The organism is Muriicola sp. E247 (assembly GCF_041358175.1).
GTDB lineage: Bacteria > Bacteroidota > Bacteroidia > Flavobacteriales > Flavobacteriaceae > Muriicola.
Map to the genome: position 1 here is coordinate 166,983 of NZ_JBGKBE010000005.1, position 13,764 is coordinate 180,746.

Genomic DNA, 13,764 nt, shown 5'->3' on the forward strand with positions numbered 1-13,764 from the left:
ATTATGATCATTAACTTAAATGGGAAAAATGCTCTTGTTGGAGGTAGCAGCCGGGGAATAGGACTTGGCATTGCCCGCCAATTGGCCAAAAGCGGCGCCAGCGTTACAGTAATGGCCAGAAGGGAAGAAAAACTCAGGTCGATTGTAGCCTCACTGCATAAAAGTACTCCAGAGCAAGAGCACCAATATTTGGCAGTGGATTTTAACAATTATGAACAGTACAAAGGAATCATGGAAGAGTACTTTGCTACGAATACTGTTGACATCCTTATCAATAATACTCAGGGACCTCTGGCTGGATCAGCTACAGAAAAAGAGGTAGGAGATTATCAAAATGCCTTTGATACCATGTTTAAGACAGTGGTCTTCACCACACAGCTGGCCTTAACACATATGAAAGCCCGGAGTTGGGGCCGAATTATCAATGTTGCTTCGGTTTCGGTAAAAGAACCCTTGTCATATCTTGTGCTGTCTAACACAATCCGCTCTGCCGTGGTGGCCTGGGCAAAAAGTCTGGCAACTGAGGTCGGACCGCATCAGATTACGGTCAACAATATTCTAACTGGATACTTTGACACAGAACGATTGAATGAACTCAATCAAAAAAAAGCAGAACAGCAGCAAATTGAACCAAGCGAAGTAAGGAATTTTATGACGAGTAATGTCCCTTTAAAAAGGTTGGGTAAACCAGAGGAATACGGCTACCTGGCAACTTTTCTCGCCTCAGATCAGGCCGCTTATATCACAGGAATCAATATCCCTATAGACGGAGGCCTGTTAAAATCCCTTTAGGCAGGTAAAAGGACATGTTCACACATCCTAAGTGATTATAATCAACATAGGCTATCCCACTAAAGGGGCGGATATTTAGACATTACCTTAACTACAATTTGCCGTAACAGCCGTTCTCGTTCTGCGGGACTTGCATTTTCGCGATAGCTACTTGTACTGATAGCCTGCCAGAATAATATATCCCTCTGACTATCGATAAAATCGAACAGAATCTCCCGTTCTATCCCTGACCCACCCAAGGGCACGCCAATACTGACACCTCCACCTACATTTCTGCCTCCGCCTCCTATGCCAACTCCCACATTGCTGTTTTGAGTGGGGCCAAATTCTCTTGATTCGATATTGATAAAGAAATCGGGTTCCTCGGAAGATTTGAACCCCTTTGAGATAAGCACTGAATCGAGAGCCGATAATAATCGCCTTGAATCTAAATCACTTAAGCCCGTCTGAATGTCGGGATAGTAATTGTAGGTCTGGAAACTGCTAAAATCAGTTTGTGCGTCATAGTCGTAATCTACCTTCAGCGAAGAGCAGGCAGATAACATAATGAGCAAAAAAAACAGACAGTTTCTCATGAATTCTGAACTAGAGTTTCTGAATTAATCCCGTAGGTGTTCAACTCTTTAAGTTGGTCAAACTCTAATTTACGGAAAATCAGAATGTTCAGGAAGAGAAAGAAAACTTATTCGTTTAACAGCCCCCAGAGCTTGTCTTTGAGCGATTGAAGTCCGTATTGAGAAACTGAAGAAATAAACATAAAAGGAACGTCTTTAAGGTCTTTTTTAACTTCTTTCCGCATTTCGTCCATCAGTTCCTCATCGAGAAGATCAGCCTTGGAAATAGCTACCAGTCTTTCCTTATCCAGGAGTTCGGGATTGTAATCCCTCAGTTCCTTCAGAAGTATTTCGTATTCCTGGGACACATCGATACTATCGGCAGGAATAAGGAAAAGCAGGATAGCATTTCGTTCAATATGTCTTAGAAAATAATGCCCAAGCCCTTTTCCCTCTGCAGCGCCTTCAATAATCCCTGGGATATCGGCCATCACAAAACTTTTAAAGTCTCTGTACTCCACAATCCCCAGGTTGGGCTTTAAGGTAGTAAAAGGGTAGTCAGCAATCTTAGGTTTGGCTGAAGTAAGCACAGAAAGTAAGGTAGATTTGCCGGCATTGGGGAAACCTACAAGACCTACGTCGGCCAGTACTTTAAGTTCGAGGATGACGTCTTTTTCCTGACCCGGAATGCCCGGTTGAGCATATCGGGGGGTTTGATTGGTTGCGGTTTTAAAGTGCCAGTTCCCACGACCCCCCATTCCACCCTCTGCAAGCTTTTCTTCCTGCCCGTGTTCGGTAATCTCCATTAATACTTCTCCGGTCTCTGAATCCTTCACTACGGTTCCCAAAGGAACTTCCAGGTATACATCCTGACCGTCGGCGCCTGTACTCCTGTTCTTACTGCCATTTTCGCCATGACCCGCCTTAAAATGGCGTTTGTATTTAAAATGCAAAAGGGTCCACAGGCTTTCGTTTCCTTTGAGAATAACATGACCTCCCCGGCCACCATCTCCCCCGTCGGGACCGCCTTTGGGTACATACTTTTCGCGATGCAGGTGTGTAGAGCCCTTGCCCCCTTTACCAGAGACAACGTGTACTTTGACGTAATCAACAAAATTACCTTCAGTCATAAATCAAAATAATTATGCTCCGGAAGAATGTTAGTATTCGAGCGCTCAACTATTAAAAAGGTTCCGCTTACGAAAGGGTATCTATCACCTTTGACAGACGTTCAGTGATTTCTTCAATATCACCAATCCCATTGACACTGTGAAACTTGCCCTGTGCCTCATAAAACTCTTTGAGGGGTGCTGTTTTCTGATTGTATTCTTCAAATCTGTTTCTGATTTTTTCCTCGTCCTGATCATCCGAACGACCACTGCTCTTCCCACGTTCCAAAAGTCGATTAATCAGAATTTCATCCTGAGCTTCCAGGGCTATTGTTGCGTGGATTTTCATGTCCTTGGAATCCAGGAAATTATCCAAAGCCTCTGCCTGGGCCGTAGTTCGGGGGAAGCCGTCGAAGATAAATCCACTGGCTTCCGGGTTTTTCTCAACCTCGTCCTTCAGCATACTTATGGTGACTTCGTCAGGAACCAGATCGCCTTTATCCATATAAGATTTGGCTAACTGCCCCAATTTGGTATTGTTCTTTATATTATAACGAAACACATCTCCTGTTGAAATATGCTTAAGGTTGTACTTTTCCTTTAAATATCCTGCCTGAGTTCCTTTCCCGGCTCCGGGCTTCCCGAATAAAACGAGGTTAATCATATGCGATTGGTTAATTTGATAAACTGCTTTTAGGTTTCGCCCCTGCTCCATATAATCCAGGCCATATCCCACAATAAACTTATCAGGAATTTTCATTCCAAAATAATCTATGGTGTATTCCCCATTGTAGACCTCTGATTTAAAAAAGAGGCTGGCGATCTTAAAATTCTTGACATTGGTGTTAGAAAAGAGGTGTACCAATTCCTGTAAAGTCCTTCCTGTATCTATAATATCCTCGAGGATAATTACACTGCGTCCTTCTATATTGTCGGGTACATCCAGAAGGGTTTCCACAATCCCGGTAGATGTGAGACCCCTGTAGGAGCTCAATTTCACAAAAGAAACCTCACAAGGATAGGGATAATTCTTCAGGAAATCGGACACAAACATAAAGGCTCCGTTGAGCACACCGACAAAAATGGGAACCTCATCCTTATAGTCGGCAGCTATTTCTCCGGCAACCTTTTTAACGGCATTGAGAATCTCTTCCTCTGTAAGGAATAATTCAAAATTCTTATCAAGGATTTTTATGGTGTCCGTTTTGTCCATCAGGAGGGCAAATATAGCATTTTGAAATCTCTTTTTAGAGGCGCTGGCCTTGGTTTATAAGATTAAGATGTATTTTTGTCAAAACCTCTTCAAATTACATGTCTACGTCTGATAATTCGAGTTATTTTTCTTCATCATTCACCCTGGGTATTTTAGGTGGTGGGCAATTGGGAAAAATGTTGCTTTATGAAACGCGCAAATGGGATATCGCAACCAGGGTTATGGACCCATCAAAAGATGCTCCATGTCGTTTGTCCTGCAATGAATTTGTTCAAGGTGATCTGATGGACTACCAGGCTGTTTACGAGTTTGGTAAAAACCTGGATGTACTTACCATAGAAATCGAAAATGTCAACATTGAGGCCCTGGAGAAATTGGAAGAAGAGGGTGTACGGGTTTTCCCAACCCCCAGGGAACTAAGGCTCATTCAGAATAAAATTACCCAGAAGTTGTTCTATGTAGATCACGGTATACCTACGGCAGATTTCTCCCGTTTTGCCTATACCAGCGAGATACAGGAAAGTATAAATCACGGGGGGCTGAACTTGCCATTTGTGTGGAAAAGCGCACAATTTGGGTATGACGGACAGGGGGTTAAGATCATCAGGGAAGTTTCGGATCTGAAAAATCTTCCCAATGTGGAATGTCTGGCGGAAGAGCTGATACCTTTTAAGACCGAATTAGCCGTCATAGTAGCCAGGAGTGCCAATGGAAGTAGCGTTAACTACCCGGTTGTGGAGATGGAATTCCATCCGGAGGCCAATCAGGTAGAATACGTACTGTGCCCTGCTCGTATTGAAGATCACATCGCCCGGAAAGCCATTAAAACGGCTCTTAAAGTTTCTGAAGAATTGCAACATATTGGGTTACTTGCAGTAGAAATGTTCCAGACCAAAGATGATGAAGTCCTGGTCAATGAAGTAGCACCAAGACCACACAACAGCGGTCATTACAGTATTGAAGCCAGTTTTACCAATCAGTTTGAACAACACCTTCGCTGTATTCTTGGTTTACCTCTGGGAAATACAGAAAGCAAGGTGGCGGGGGTCATGGTTAATCTGGTTGGTGCTGAAGGTTATGAAGGAGAGGTTTTTTATGAAAATATAGAGCAGATTCTTAGGCTGAAAGGGGTAACTCCACACATTTATGGAAAAACCCTTACCAGGCCATTCAGGAAGATGGGGCATGTGACCATTGTAAATGAAGATATGCAGGAAGCCAGAAAAATTGCTGCAGAGGTAAAACAAACGATCAATGTAATCAGTAAACAAAAAGTATGAGCAAAGTTGCCATTGTCATGGGAAGCACGAGTGACCTTCCGGTTATGCAGGAAGCCGTTGATATCTTAAAAGGATTCGATCTGGAAGTTATGGTCGATATCATCTCGGCCCATAGGACGCCTGAGAAGCTTTTTGAGTTTGGAAAATCGGCGCACACTGAAGGATTTAAAGTGATCATTGCAGGAGCTGGGGGCGCTGCACACCTACCTGGTATGCTGGCTTCTTTATCTCCGCTGCCAGTTATTGGTGTACCGATCAAAAGCAGTAACTCAATAGATGGGTGGGATTCTGTTCTTTCTATCCTTCAAATGCCAGGTGGGGTTCCTGTTGCTACTGTTGCCCTGAATGGAGCTAAAAACGCAGGAATACTCGCCGCTCAGATCATTGGATGCCAGGATAGCTGTGTCCTTGACAAAATTGTACTCTACAAAAAAGGCCTAAAGGAAAAAGTGATAAAAGGGGCAAAAGAAGTAAAGAAGGGTTGAAAATTATATACTTCCTCAATTGTAGCTATTCTCATTCTTTTGTCTGATTCAATTTAACAAGTACATGAAAAACGCATTGCAAGAGCCATTTGATCTGGCTCCTTTCAGTTCCATAAAAACAGCTCATTTTAAACCGGCCTTTGAAAAGGCTTTAGAACAGGCTCGCCTGGAGATCGATGAGATTGTAAGTTCGAAGGAAAAGCCCACCTTTAAAAATACCATTGAAGCCCTCGAATTTGCCGGGGCACACCTCGACAGGCTTTCCAGCCTGTTTTTCAATCTGAATTCTGCTGAGACCAGTGAGGAAATTCAAAAACTGGCTCAGGAAATTTCTCCCATGCTTACCGAATTCAGCAACGATATTGCGCTGAATCAGGCTCTGTTTGAGAAAGTAGCGGCAATTTTTGAAATAAAAGACTCCTTGGCACTCAATGAGGAGGAGCAAATGTTACTCGATAAAAAATACAAATTCTTTAGCAGAAACGGAGCTCACCTTCCTGACGATAAAAAAACACAACTCCGTGCCATCGACAAGGAATTAGCCCAATTAAAACTGACTTTTGGTGAACATGTGCTGGCCGAAACCAACAAATATGAAATGCATCTCACCAGGGCTGAAGATGTGGAAGGTCTTCCCGAGGGTGCAAAAGAAGCTGCCTCCCAACTGGCTGCTTCAAAGGGAAAAAAAGGCTGGATCATCACCCTTGATTATCCCAGTTATGTCCCTTTTATGACCTATGCTAAGAACAGAAAATTACGCAAAAAGCTGGCAATTGCTTTCAGCAGCAAGGGTTTCCACGACGATGAACTCGATAATAAAAAACTGGTTCTGAAAATTTCTCAACTGAGGTATGAAAGGGCTAAATTGCTGGGGTATGACACCCATGCGCACTACGTGCTGGAAGAACGTATGGCAGAAACTCCTGAAAAAGTGTTGTCGTTCCTCGAGGAACTCAAAGAAAAAGCCAAACCCGCTGCCTTCAGAGAATTAAATCAGCTTAAAGAGTTTGCAAAGGAACTGGACGGGTTAGAGACTTTTGAAAAGTGGGATAATAGTTATTATAGTGAGAAACTAAAACAGAAACTATTCGACCTTGATGATGAAAAGCTGAAACCTTATTTTAAACTGGAAAATGTTATCAGCGGGGTTTTTAGTATTGCGAGTGAATTATACGGCATACAGTTCAAGGAAGTTTCAGATATTGACACCTACCATGAGGATGTAAAAACGTATCGGGTTACTGGTCAGGATGGTGAACTGATTGCGATTTTTTATGCTGATTTCCATCCAAGACCGGGGAAACGGGGAGGCGCATGGATGTGCTCCTACAAGCCTCAATTCAGAAAGGAAGGTAACAATGAAAGACCCCATATTTCCATTGTTTGCAATTTTACAAAGCCCACCAAAACCAAGCCGTCATTACTCACTTTTAACGAGGTAACCACTTTATTCCATGAGTTCGGGCATGCCCTTCACGGTATGCTTGCCGATACTTCCTATCCCAGCCTCTCAGGCACTTCTGTTTATTGGGATTTTGTAGAATTACCTAGCCAGATCATGGAAAACTGGTGCTTTGAAAAGGAAGCCCTCAAACGATTTGCACATCACTATGAGACGGGGGAAGTCCTGCCCATGGAAATGATTGATAAAATAAAGGAGTCCTCTAATTTCCTGGAGGGAATGGCGACTTTAAGGCAATTGAGTTTTGGATTTCTCGACATGGCGTGGCATGGCAGGGATCCCTCAGGGATTGACGAAGTGAAAGAATATGAACTGCAAGCCTTCCAAGATACTCAGCTATTTGCGGATATTCCCCAAACCTGTATGAGTACGGCGTTTTCGCACATATTTCAGGGAGGATATTCTGCGGGCTATTACAGTTATAAATGGGCTGAAGTTCTCGATGCGGATGCCTTTGCCTACTTTAAGGAAAATGGAATATTCAATAAAGAGGTGGCCAGAAAGTTTAAGGACTACATTCTTAGTAAGGGAGGTACAGAAAAACCTATGGAACTTTACAAGAAATTCAGAGGAAGTGAACCTAAGCTCGATGCGTTGCTTGAACGAGCAGGCCTGCTAAAGAGATCGGCTTAATCCTCTTCCGAACCGGCTATCACGTCATAGCCCCCAGTAAGGTCTACAGCCCTGAATCCCAAAGAATCGAGAACGGCCTGTGCTTTGGCACTTCTACCCCCTTTCTTGCAGTACACATAGATGGTATGCTCCTTGTCCAGAACACCAACCTTCTCAGTAAAATCAGTATCGTACCAGTTGATGTTGATCGCATTGTCAAGATGTCCTGCCTCAAATTCCTCCGGGGTACGTACATCCACTAAGGTGTAGTTCTCCAGATTCTCTTGCTGAAACTGATTGATCGGCAATTGATTGGTGATGTTTTTGCAACTCCCGGCAACGAGCAGAAATACAAAAAAAGATAGATAGTTTTTCACCTTTTTGTCATTTGAATCAAAGTTACCTTTTTTCTTTAAAAACCCTTATTTTTATAAGCAATAAAACGCTATGAAACCTCGTCAACTAGAGCCGGATTCCTGGGTAGATGCTCATGCCGACTATCTTTTTAACTACGCTATTTCCAGAGTGAGTGACCAGGAAATAGCCAAGGACCTTATCCAGGATACCTTTATAGCAGCCTTGAAATCGGCTGAAAATTACAAAGGAAAGGCGTCTGAAAGAACCTGGCTTATTTCAATCCTCAAAAGAAAGATCATTGATCATTATCGCCGGATCAATTCTAAAAAGGGCAAAGCTGAAGTACGCCGTAATTATAAATCATCATCAGAAAATGAAGGGGATTGGCTTGAAGAACAAGTAGCAGATCCGGGTAGTATCACTGAAAATGATGCTATTGAAAATAAGGAATTAGGGTTGGCCATTCAGGCTTGTATTGATTTATTACCTGTAAACCAACGCCGTGTATTTACCATGAAAACCGTGCGCGGACTTGCTACTGAAGATATTTGTAAAGAACTCGATATAAATCCGTCTAATCTTTGGGTAATGATTCACAGGGCCAGGACAGCTCTGATGGGATGCCTTAATAAAAACTGGTTTACGTTATGATCTCTTGTGATGAAGCCGCATTGATTTGCAATAAATCTCAATACCATGAGGCAAGTGTATCTGAAAAGATAAAGCTAAAGCTGCACATCCTTTTTTGCAGCACATGCAAATCTTTCTCCAGAAAAAACAAGCAACTATCGAGCTTGTTCGAAAAGGCCAAATTGATTGTCCTCAGCGATGCTGCAAAAGAAGATCTAAAGCAAAAACTCAGGGATAATCTCTAGACAGTATTAAGTATACCCCATAAGAACCCAGCCCAAAAAACTGGAAAAGCCTCCACCCAAAAAGATGCAAAGTACCTGTGTTGCTTCTTGGGCAGCCAGACCAGAAGTCCGATAAGACTAAGCGAAATAATCGATTTACCAAGTACTTCATAGGCTAACAGCTCGTCTTTCATGAATGTCAGCAGAAAGCCAATCAGGCATAAAATAATCCCAAGTCGTCTTGTTTTTCTGATTCCCAATCGCTGAGGGATTGTCATCATCTCATTGGGATCAACGCCAAGGTCCCTGATTTCGAAAGGGACCATCAGGACCAAAATCACGAGTAAGCGTTGCAAAGTTTCAATCCATACATCCCAGCTCAAATTCTGTTGTACTTCGATAACCGGTAATAATACAGTAGCGCCGGCCCATACGAATGCAATTATGAGAATTTTTATGATCCCTGAATGTCTGAGCGTTTTCCGGCTCGGAAAAATGGGTATGGTATAAAATACAGCGAGTACAGCAAGGATAAGAACACCCATCATGGTATTGGCTGTTAGCTGCGTTCCAAAATACGCGGCGAATGTAAGGGAGAGAACACTGAACCAGCGTATCGTTTTATCACCTGATAATAAACCGAAATACTGATTTTGACCGCCCCTGGTTTGTTTTATAAAATTATATGCAGGTATTGTACCAAAAAAAATGAAAAGATAAAGGCTGTTTGGCACGCTAATGTTTAAGAAACAGGAGGTTAGAAATAAAAAGGAAACCACGGCCAAAGACACATGGATACTGGCTTTGACATAAAAATCAAAAATCTTTCCTGCCCACTGCATTAAACAAAAATAGACAAAGCAGTTCTATCAACTGGTTTTGGTTAAAAACTTTGGCTTTGCAGGCCTTTTATCTGCCTGATTTAAAGGAATAATTACCTAATTTTGTGCTCCTTTTAGCAATGTAAATTTACGCATCGATTATGAACACAGATTCTTTTGCACTTCGCCATATCGGTATTAGAGAAGAGGACCTTCCTGATATGTTAAAAACTATTGGAGTCGATAGTCTGGATGAACTTATTTTTCAGACCATCCCACAAGACATCCGCCTGAAGGAAGACCTGCCTTTGGATAAACCCATGAGTGAACAGGAATTTCTAAATCACATTCACGAGGTGTCCCGAAAAAATAAAGTGTTCAAATCGTATATCGGCCTGGGATATCACGAAAGTATTACGCCCTCGGTAATCAAACGAAATATCCTGGAAAATCCGGGATGGTATACGGCCTATACTCCTTATCAGGCTGAGATTGCCCAGGGACGACTGGAAGCTTTGCTGAATTTTCAGACCATGGTATGCGACCTCACCGGGATGGAGTTGGCCAATGCCTCACTATTAGATGAAAGTACGGCTGCTGCAGAAGCCATGACCATGCTCTTCGATGTTAGAACAAGAGATCAGAAAAAAAACCAGGTCGTAAAATTTTTCGTATCAGAAGAAGTATTACCCCAGACTCTCTCTTTGCTTGAGACGCGGGCAGAACCCCTGGGTATAGAACTAGTTATAGGAAAACACACAGAAATTGAATTAAACCCGGGTTATTTCGGGATATTACTGCAATACCCGGGGAAATACGGTGCGATTTTTAATTATTCCGACTTTGTCTCGAAGGCAAAAAACAATAACATCCGTGTGGCTGTTGTCGCTGATATTTTGAGCCTGGTGCTGCTTACCCCTCCAGGTGAATTCGGTGCAGACGTAGTTGTCGGATCTACTCAGCGTTTTGGCATTCCGCTTGGGTATGGTGGACCGCATGCTGCTTTTTTTGCCACAAGAGAAGATTTTAAGCGCAGTATTCCGGGAAGGATTATCGGAGTTACACGTGATTCTGATGGTGCCCGGGGCCTGAGAATGGCGCTGCAGACAAGGGAGCAACATATAAAGAGGGATAAAGCCACTTCAAACATATGTACAGCTCAGGTTTTACTGGCTGTAATGGCGGGAGCCTATGCCGTTTACCACGGACCTAAAGGATTAAAGTATATCGCTGATAAGGTTCATTCTCATACCCTTCATCTCGCTGATGGGCTGGAACAAATGGGACTTTACCAATTAAATTCAGCCTTCTTCGATACCATTCTGGTAAAAGCAAATTCGGAACAGATCCGACCGATTGCTGAAAAAAATCATATTAATTTTCTCTATGTCGATAAGGAGACCATTGCCATCTCCCTCAATGAGGCAACCACAAAAGAAAGGGTAAACGAAATCCTGACTGTTTTTGCAATAGCTCTTGGGAAAGAAAAGCCTACTGGTAACGCCAGTAAAAGAATATCCCTCCTAGGTGTAGATATGCAGAGAACATCAGTTTACCTTACTCATGAGGTCTTTAATTCATACCATTCAGAAACGCAGTTAATGCGTTATCTGAAACGACTAGAACGCAAAGACCTTGCTCTGAACCATTCTATGATCTCTTTAGGGTCTTGTACAATGAAACTCAATGCAGCTTCCGAAATGTTACCCCTGAGTATGCCTGAATGGGGCAATATCCACCCCTTTGTTCCTTTGGAACAGGCAGCAGGTTACCATGAGGTTTTAGAGGAACTCTCACGCGAACTCAGCATTATCACGGGTTTTGCAGCAACATCACTACAGCCCAATTCAGGGGCCCAGGGTGAATATGCAGGGTTGATGACCATCAGGGCATATCACCAATCCAATGGAGAATCACACAGGAATATTTGTATTATCCCCGCTTCCGCGCATGGAACAAATCCAGCCTCAGCAGTTATGGCCGGGATGCGTGTTATTGTCACAAAGACCGATGAAAAAGGAAATATTGACGTCAACGATCTGGAGGAAAAAGTAAAGTTGCATTCAGAAAATCTCGCAGCTCTCATGGTGACATATCCTTCTACCCATGGAGTTTTTGAATCATCGATAAGAAAAATTACCCAACTGATCCATGATCACGGAGGACAGGTATATATGGATGGGGCAAATATGAATGCCCAGGTAGGACTGACAAATCCGGCAATTATCGGTGCCGATGTTTGTCACCTCAACTTGCATAAAACCTTTGCTATCCCACATGGTGGCGGTGGTCCGGGCGTTGGGCCGATATGTGTAGCAAAGCAGCTCGCACCATTTCTACCCGGGAATCCCGTAGTGAAGACAGGTGGCGAAAAGGCCATTACAGCAATTAGTGCAGCCCCCTGGGGCAGTGCCCTGGCTTGCCTGATTTCATATGGCTATATTAAAATGCTGGGGGCAGAAGGTCTGCGTCGGGCAACAGAAATTGCGATCCTCAATGCCAATTATATAAAGGAAAGGCTAGAGGGAAAATACGAGGTGTTGTACACTGGTGAACAAGGGAGGGCTGCCCATGAAATGATTATTGATTGCAGGCCATTTAAGATAAAGGAAGTAGAAGTTACAGATATTGCAAAGCGACTAATGGACTACGGATTTCATGCTCCAACAGTTTCTTTTCCCGTGGCAGGAACAATGATGATTGAACCAACTGAAAGTGAGGGGTTATCCGAATTGGATCGTTTCTGCGATGCGATGATCGCTATCCGGCAGGAAATTGATGAAATCGAGGAAGAAAAAGTTAATAATGTGATGAAAAATGCACCTCACACATTAAAAATGGTTACGGCTGATACCTGGAATTTCCCTTATTCACGCGAAAAAGCCGCCTTTCCTTTAGCCTATGTGGAGGAAAGTAAATTCTGGCCGAGCATCAGGCGTGTTGATGAAGCCTATGGCGATCGCAATCTTATATGTACCTGCGCTCCAATCGAGGCATATGCCGAAAGTGAATAGGTCTTTTTTAGCTCACTATCCTTTTACTGTTCGTAAAACGAGCACTAAGGTCTTGTTTCTTCCTTTTTGGACATCGTATTTAGGTTGCATTGTACTTTTATTTTGATCAGCTTTTATTTACATTTCTGAAATAAATTAACATTTGCATTATGAGTATTGCCATTTCCGGTACAGGATGCTATATCCCTGAGGTGCTGGTTCCAAATAAAGCCTTTGAAGACAAACATTTCCTCAATAGTGACGGTTCAACCTTCCAACAGTCGAATACCGTAATAATTGAAAAATTTAAAGCGATTACAGGTATTAGTGAGCGTCGATATGCCAAGAAGGAATACAATGCCTCAGACCTGGCATTCTTTGCCTCACAAAATGCTTTGGAAGATGCCAACATCAGTGCCGAAAATTTAGACTATATCATCTTTGCACACAATTTCGGAGATGTCTCTTATGGGTCTTCCCAGGGAAACACACTACCAAGTCTGGCTACCCGGGTAAAGAACCACCTCCAGATAAAAAATCCGAAATGCGTTGCCTATGATCTGCTCTTCGGATGCCCGGGATGGATTGAAGGTATGATACAAGCCTATGCATTTATAAAGAGTGGAATAGCCAAAAGATGCCTCGTAATTGGGGCAGAAACACTGTCCCGTGTTGTAGACCCACACGACAGGGATTCTATGATTTATTCAGACGGGGCAGGAGCTTGTATTGTGGAAGCAAAAGAAGGAGGAGGTGAAATCCTTGCACATAACTCGGCTACATACGCCAATGAGGAGGCCTATTATTTGTTTCACGGCTCTTCATACCATCAGGAAATTCCAGACGACCTGCGGTACATTAAAATGTACGGGAGGAAGATTTACGAGTTTGCGATTACCTATGTGCCGGGAGCTATGAAAGAATGCCTTGATAAAAGTGGTATTTCCATCGACGAAGTTAAAAAGATCTTTATCCACCAGGCGAATGAGAAGATGGACGAGGCGATCATAAAACGATTCTATCAATTATACGATCGGGAGATGCCGGAAGGGGTAATGCCCATGAATATTCACGAATTAGGCAACAGCTCTGTTGCGACTGTTCCCACCCTCTTCGATATGGTACGAAAGGGAAAAATTAAAAATCAGCAGATCAGCAAAGGGGATGTTGTTATCTTTGCGAGTGTCGGTGCAGGTATGAATATCAATGCCGTCGTATATAGATGCTAGTGA

General features: G+C 43.0%; 13 protein-coding genes. 8 read left to right on the forward strand and 5 right to left on the reverse strand.

Features of this window, described 5'->3' with window-relative positions:
* Nucleotides 1–3: 3 nt before the first annotated feature.
* Complete coding sequence (locus ACA086_RS09565; protein ID WP_371003077.1) at nt 4–792, forward strand: SDR family oxidoreductase; 789 nt, start codon at nt 4–6, stop codon at nt 790–792.
* A 59-nt stretch (nt 793–851) separates the two neighbouring features.
* On the opposite strand, the gene ACA086_RS09570 is transcribed toward ACA086_RS09565, so the two are convergent.
* The 3 genes from ACA086_RS09570 to ACA086_RS09580 form a co-directional block, all read right to left on the reverse strand.
* Nucleotides 852–1,367 (reverse strand): DUF4136 domain-containing protein, encoded by a 516-nt coding sequence (locus tag ACA086_RS09570; RefSeq protein WP_371003078.1) that lies wholly within the window; start codon nt 1,365–1,367, stop codon nt 852–854.
* A 107-nt stretch (nt 1,368–1,474) separates the two neighbouring features.
* Nucleotides 1,475–2,476, reverse strand: a complete 1,002-nt coding sequence (gene obgE / locus ACA086_RS09575) for a GTPase ObgE (protein WP_369749104.1) — start codon at nt 2,474–2,476, stop codon at nt 1,475–1,477.
* Nucleotides 2,477–2,543: 67 nt separating this feature from the next.
* Complete coding sequence (locus tag ACA086_RS09580; protein ID WP_371003079.1) at nt 2,544–3,668, reverse strand: adenylate kinase; 1,125 nt, start codon at nt 3,666–3,668, stop codon at nt 2,544–2,546.
* Nucleotides 3,669–3,766: 98 nt separating this feature from the next.
* Here ACA086_RS09580 and ACA086_RS09585 point away from each other — a divergent pair, with 98 nt between their 5' ends.
* The 3 genes from ACA086_RS09585 (at nt 3,767) to ACA086_RS09595 (ending at nt 7,528) form a co-directional block, all read left to right on the forward strand.
* On the forward strand, nt 3,767–4,948 hold the full coding sequence (locus ACA086_RS09585; protein WP_371003080.1) for a 5-(carboxyamino)imidazole ribonucleotide synthase: 1,182 nt from the start codon (nt 3,767–3,769) through the stop codon (nt 4,946–4,948).
* Nucleotides 4,945–5,433, forward strand: a complete 489-nt coding sequence (gene purE / locus ACA086_RS09590) for a 5-(carboxyamino)imidazole ribonucleotide mutase (protein ID WP_371003081.1) — start codon at nt 4,945–4,947, stop codon at nt 5,431–5,433. Before ACA086_RS09585 ends, purE begins: the two co-directional genes overlap by 4 nt.
* 64 nt (nt 5,434–5,497) lie before the next feature.
* Nucleotides 5,498–7,528 carry a M3 family metallopeptidase gene (locus tag ACA086_RS09595; protein ID WP_371003082.1) on the forward strand — a complete coding sequence of 677 codons (2,031 nt, stop codon included), beginning with the start codon at nt 5,498–5,500 and terminating at the stop codon, nt 7,526–7,528.
* Here ACA086_RS09595 and ACA086_RS09600 read toward each other — a convergent pair.
* Nucleotides 7,525–7,884, reverse strand: coding sequence for a rhodanese-like domain-containing protein (locus tag ACA086_RS09600; protein WP_371003083.1), 360 nt, complete (start codon nt 7,882–7,884; stop codon nt 7,525–7,527). The genes ACA086_RS09595 and ACA086_RS09600 overlap by 4 nt on opposite strands.
* A gap of 70 nt (nt 7,885–7,954) precedes the next feature.
* Here ACA086_RS09600 and ACA086_RS09605 point away from each other — a divergent pair, with 70 nt between their 5' ends.
* Nucleotides 7,955–8,515 carry a sigma-70 family RNA polymerase sigma factor gene (locus ACA086_RS09605; RefSeq protein ID WP_369749111.1) on the forward strand — a complete coding sequence of 187 codons (561 nt, stop codon included), beginning with the start codon at nt 7,955–7,957 and terminating at the stop codon, nt 8,513–8,515.
* Nucleotides 8,512–8,739, forward strand: a complete 228-nt coding sequence (locus ACA086_RS09610; RefSeq protein ID WP_371003084.1) for a hypothetical protein — start codon at nt 8,512–8,514, stop codon at nt 8,737–8,739. The genes ACA086_RS09605 and ACA086_RS09610 overlap by 4 nt, the downstream gene beginning before the upstream one ends.
* Here the strand turns inward: ACA086_RS09610 and ACA086_RS09615 are convergent.
* Nucleotides 8,736–9,452, reverse strand: coding sequence for a hypothetical protein (locus ACA086_RS09615; protein ID WP_371003085.1), 717 nt, complete (start codon nt 9,450–9,452; stop codon nt 8,736–8,738). The genes ACA086_RS09610 and ACA086_RS09615 overlap by 4 nt on opposite strands.
* 248 nt (nt 9,453–9,700) lie before the next feature.
* On the opposite strand from ACA086_RS09615, the gene gcvP reads away from it, so the two are divergent.
* Both gcvP and ACA086_RS09625 read left to right on the forward strand, forming a co-directional pair.
* Nucleotides 9,701–12,553 (forward strand): aminomethyl-transferring glycine dehydrogenase, encoded by a 2,853-nt coding sequence (gene gcvP / locus ACA086_RS09620; RefSeq protein WP_371003086.1) that lies wholly within the window; start codon nt 9,701–9,703, stop codon nt 12,551–12,553.
* Nucleotides 12,554–12,702: 149 nt separating this feature from the next.
* Nucleotides 12,703–13,761: a 3-oxoacyl-ACP synthase III family protein gene (locus tag ACA086_RS09625; protein ID WP_371003087.1), complete on the forward strand. Its 1,059-nt coding sequence runs from the start codon at nt 12,703–12,705 to the stop codon at nt 13,759–13,761.
* Nucleotides 13,762–13,764: the final 3 nt, after the last annotated feature.

Coding starts and splice junctions, on each gene's coding strand:
- ACA086_RS09565 (WP_371003077.1), top strand. CDS start 4: ATGATCATTAACTTAAATGGGAAAAATGCTCTTGTTGGAGGTAGCAGC.
- ACA086_RS09570 (WP_371003078.1), bottom strand. CDS start 1,367: ATGAGAAACTGTCTGTTTTTTTTGCTCATTATGTTATCTGCCTGCTCT.
- obgE (WP_369749104.1), bottom strand. CDS start 2,476: ATGACTGAAGGTAATTTTGTTGATTACGTCAAAGTACACGTTGTCTCT.
- ACA086_RS09580 (WP_371003079.1), bottom strand. CDS start 3,668: ATGGACAAAACGGACACCATAAAAATCCTTGATAAGAATTTTGAATTA.
- ACA086_RS09585 (WP_371003080.1), top strand. CDS start 3,767: ATGTCTACGTCTGATAATTCGAGTTATTTTTCTTCATCATTCACCCTG.
- purE (WP_371003081.1), top strand. CDS start 4,945: ATGAGCAAAGTTGCCATTGTCATGGGAAGCACGAGTGACCTTCCGGTT.
- ACA086_RS09595 (WP_371003082.1), top strand. CDS start 5,498: ATGAAAAACGCATTGCAAGAGCCATTTGATCTGGCTCCTTTCAGTTCC.
- ACA086_RS09605 (WP_369749111.1), top strand. CDS start 7,955: ATGAAACCTCGTCAACTAGAGCCGGATTCCTGGGTAGATGCTCATGCC.
- ACA086_RS09610 (WP_371003084.1), top strand. CDS start 8,512: ATGATCTCTTGTGATGAAGCCGCATTGATTTGCAATAAATCTCAATAC.
- gcvP (WP_371003086.1), top strand. CDS start 9,701: ATGAACACAGATTCTTTTGCACTTCGCCATATCGGTATTAGAGAAGAG.
- ACA086_RS09625 (WP_371003087.1), top strand. CDS start 12,703: ATGAGTATTGCCATTTCCGGTACAGGATGCTATATCCCTGAGGTGCTG.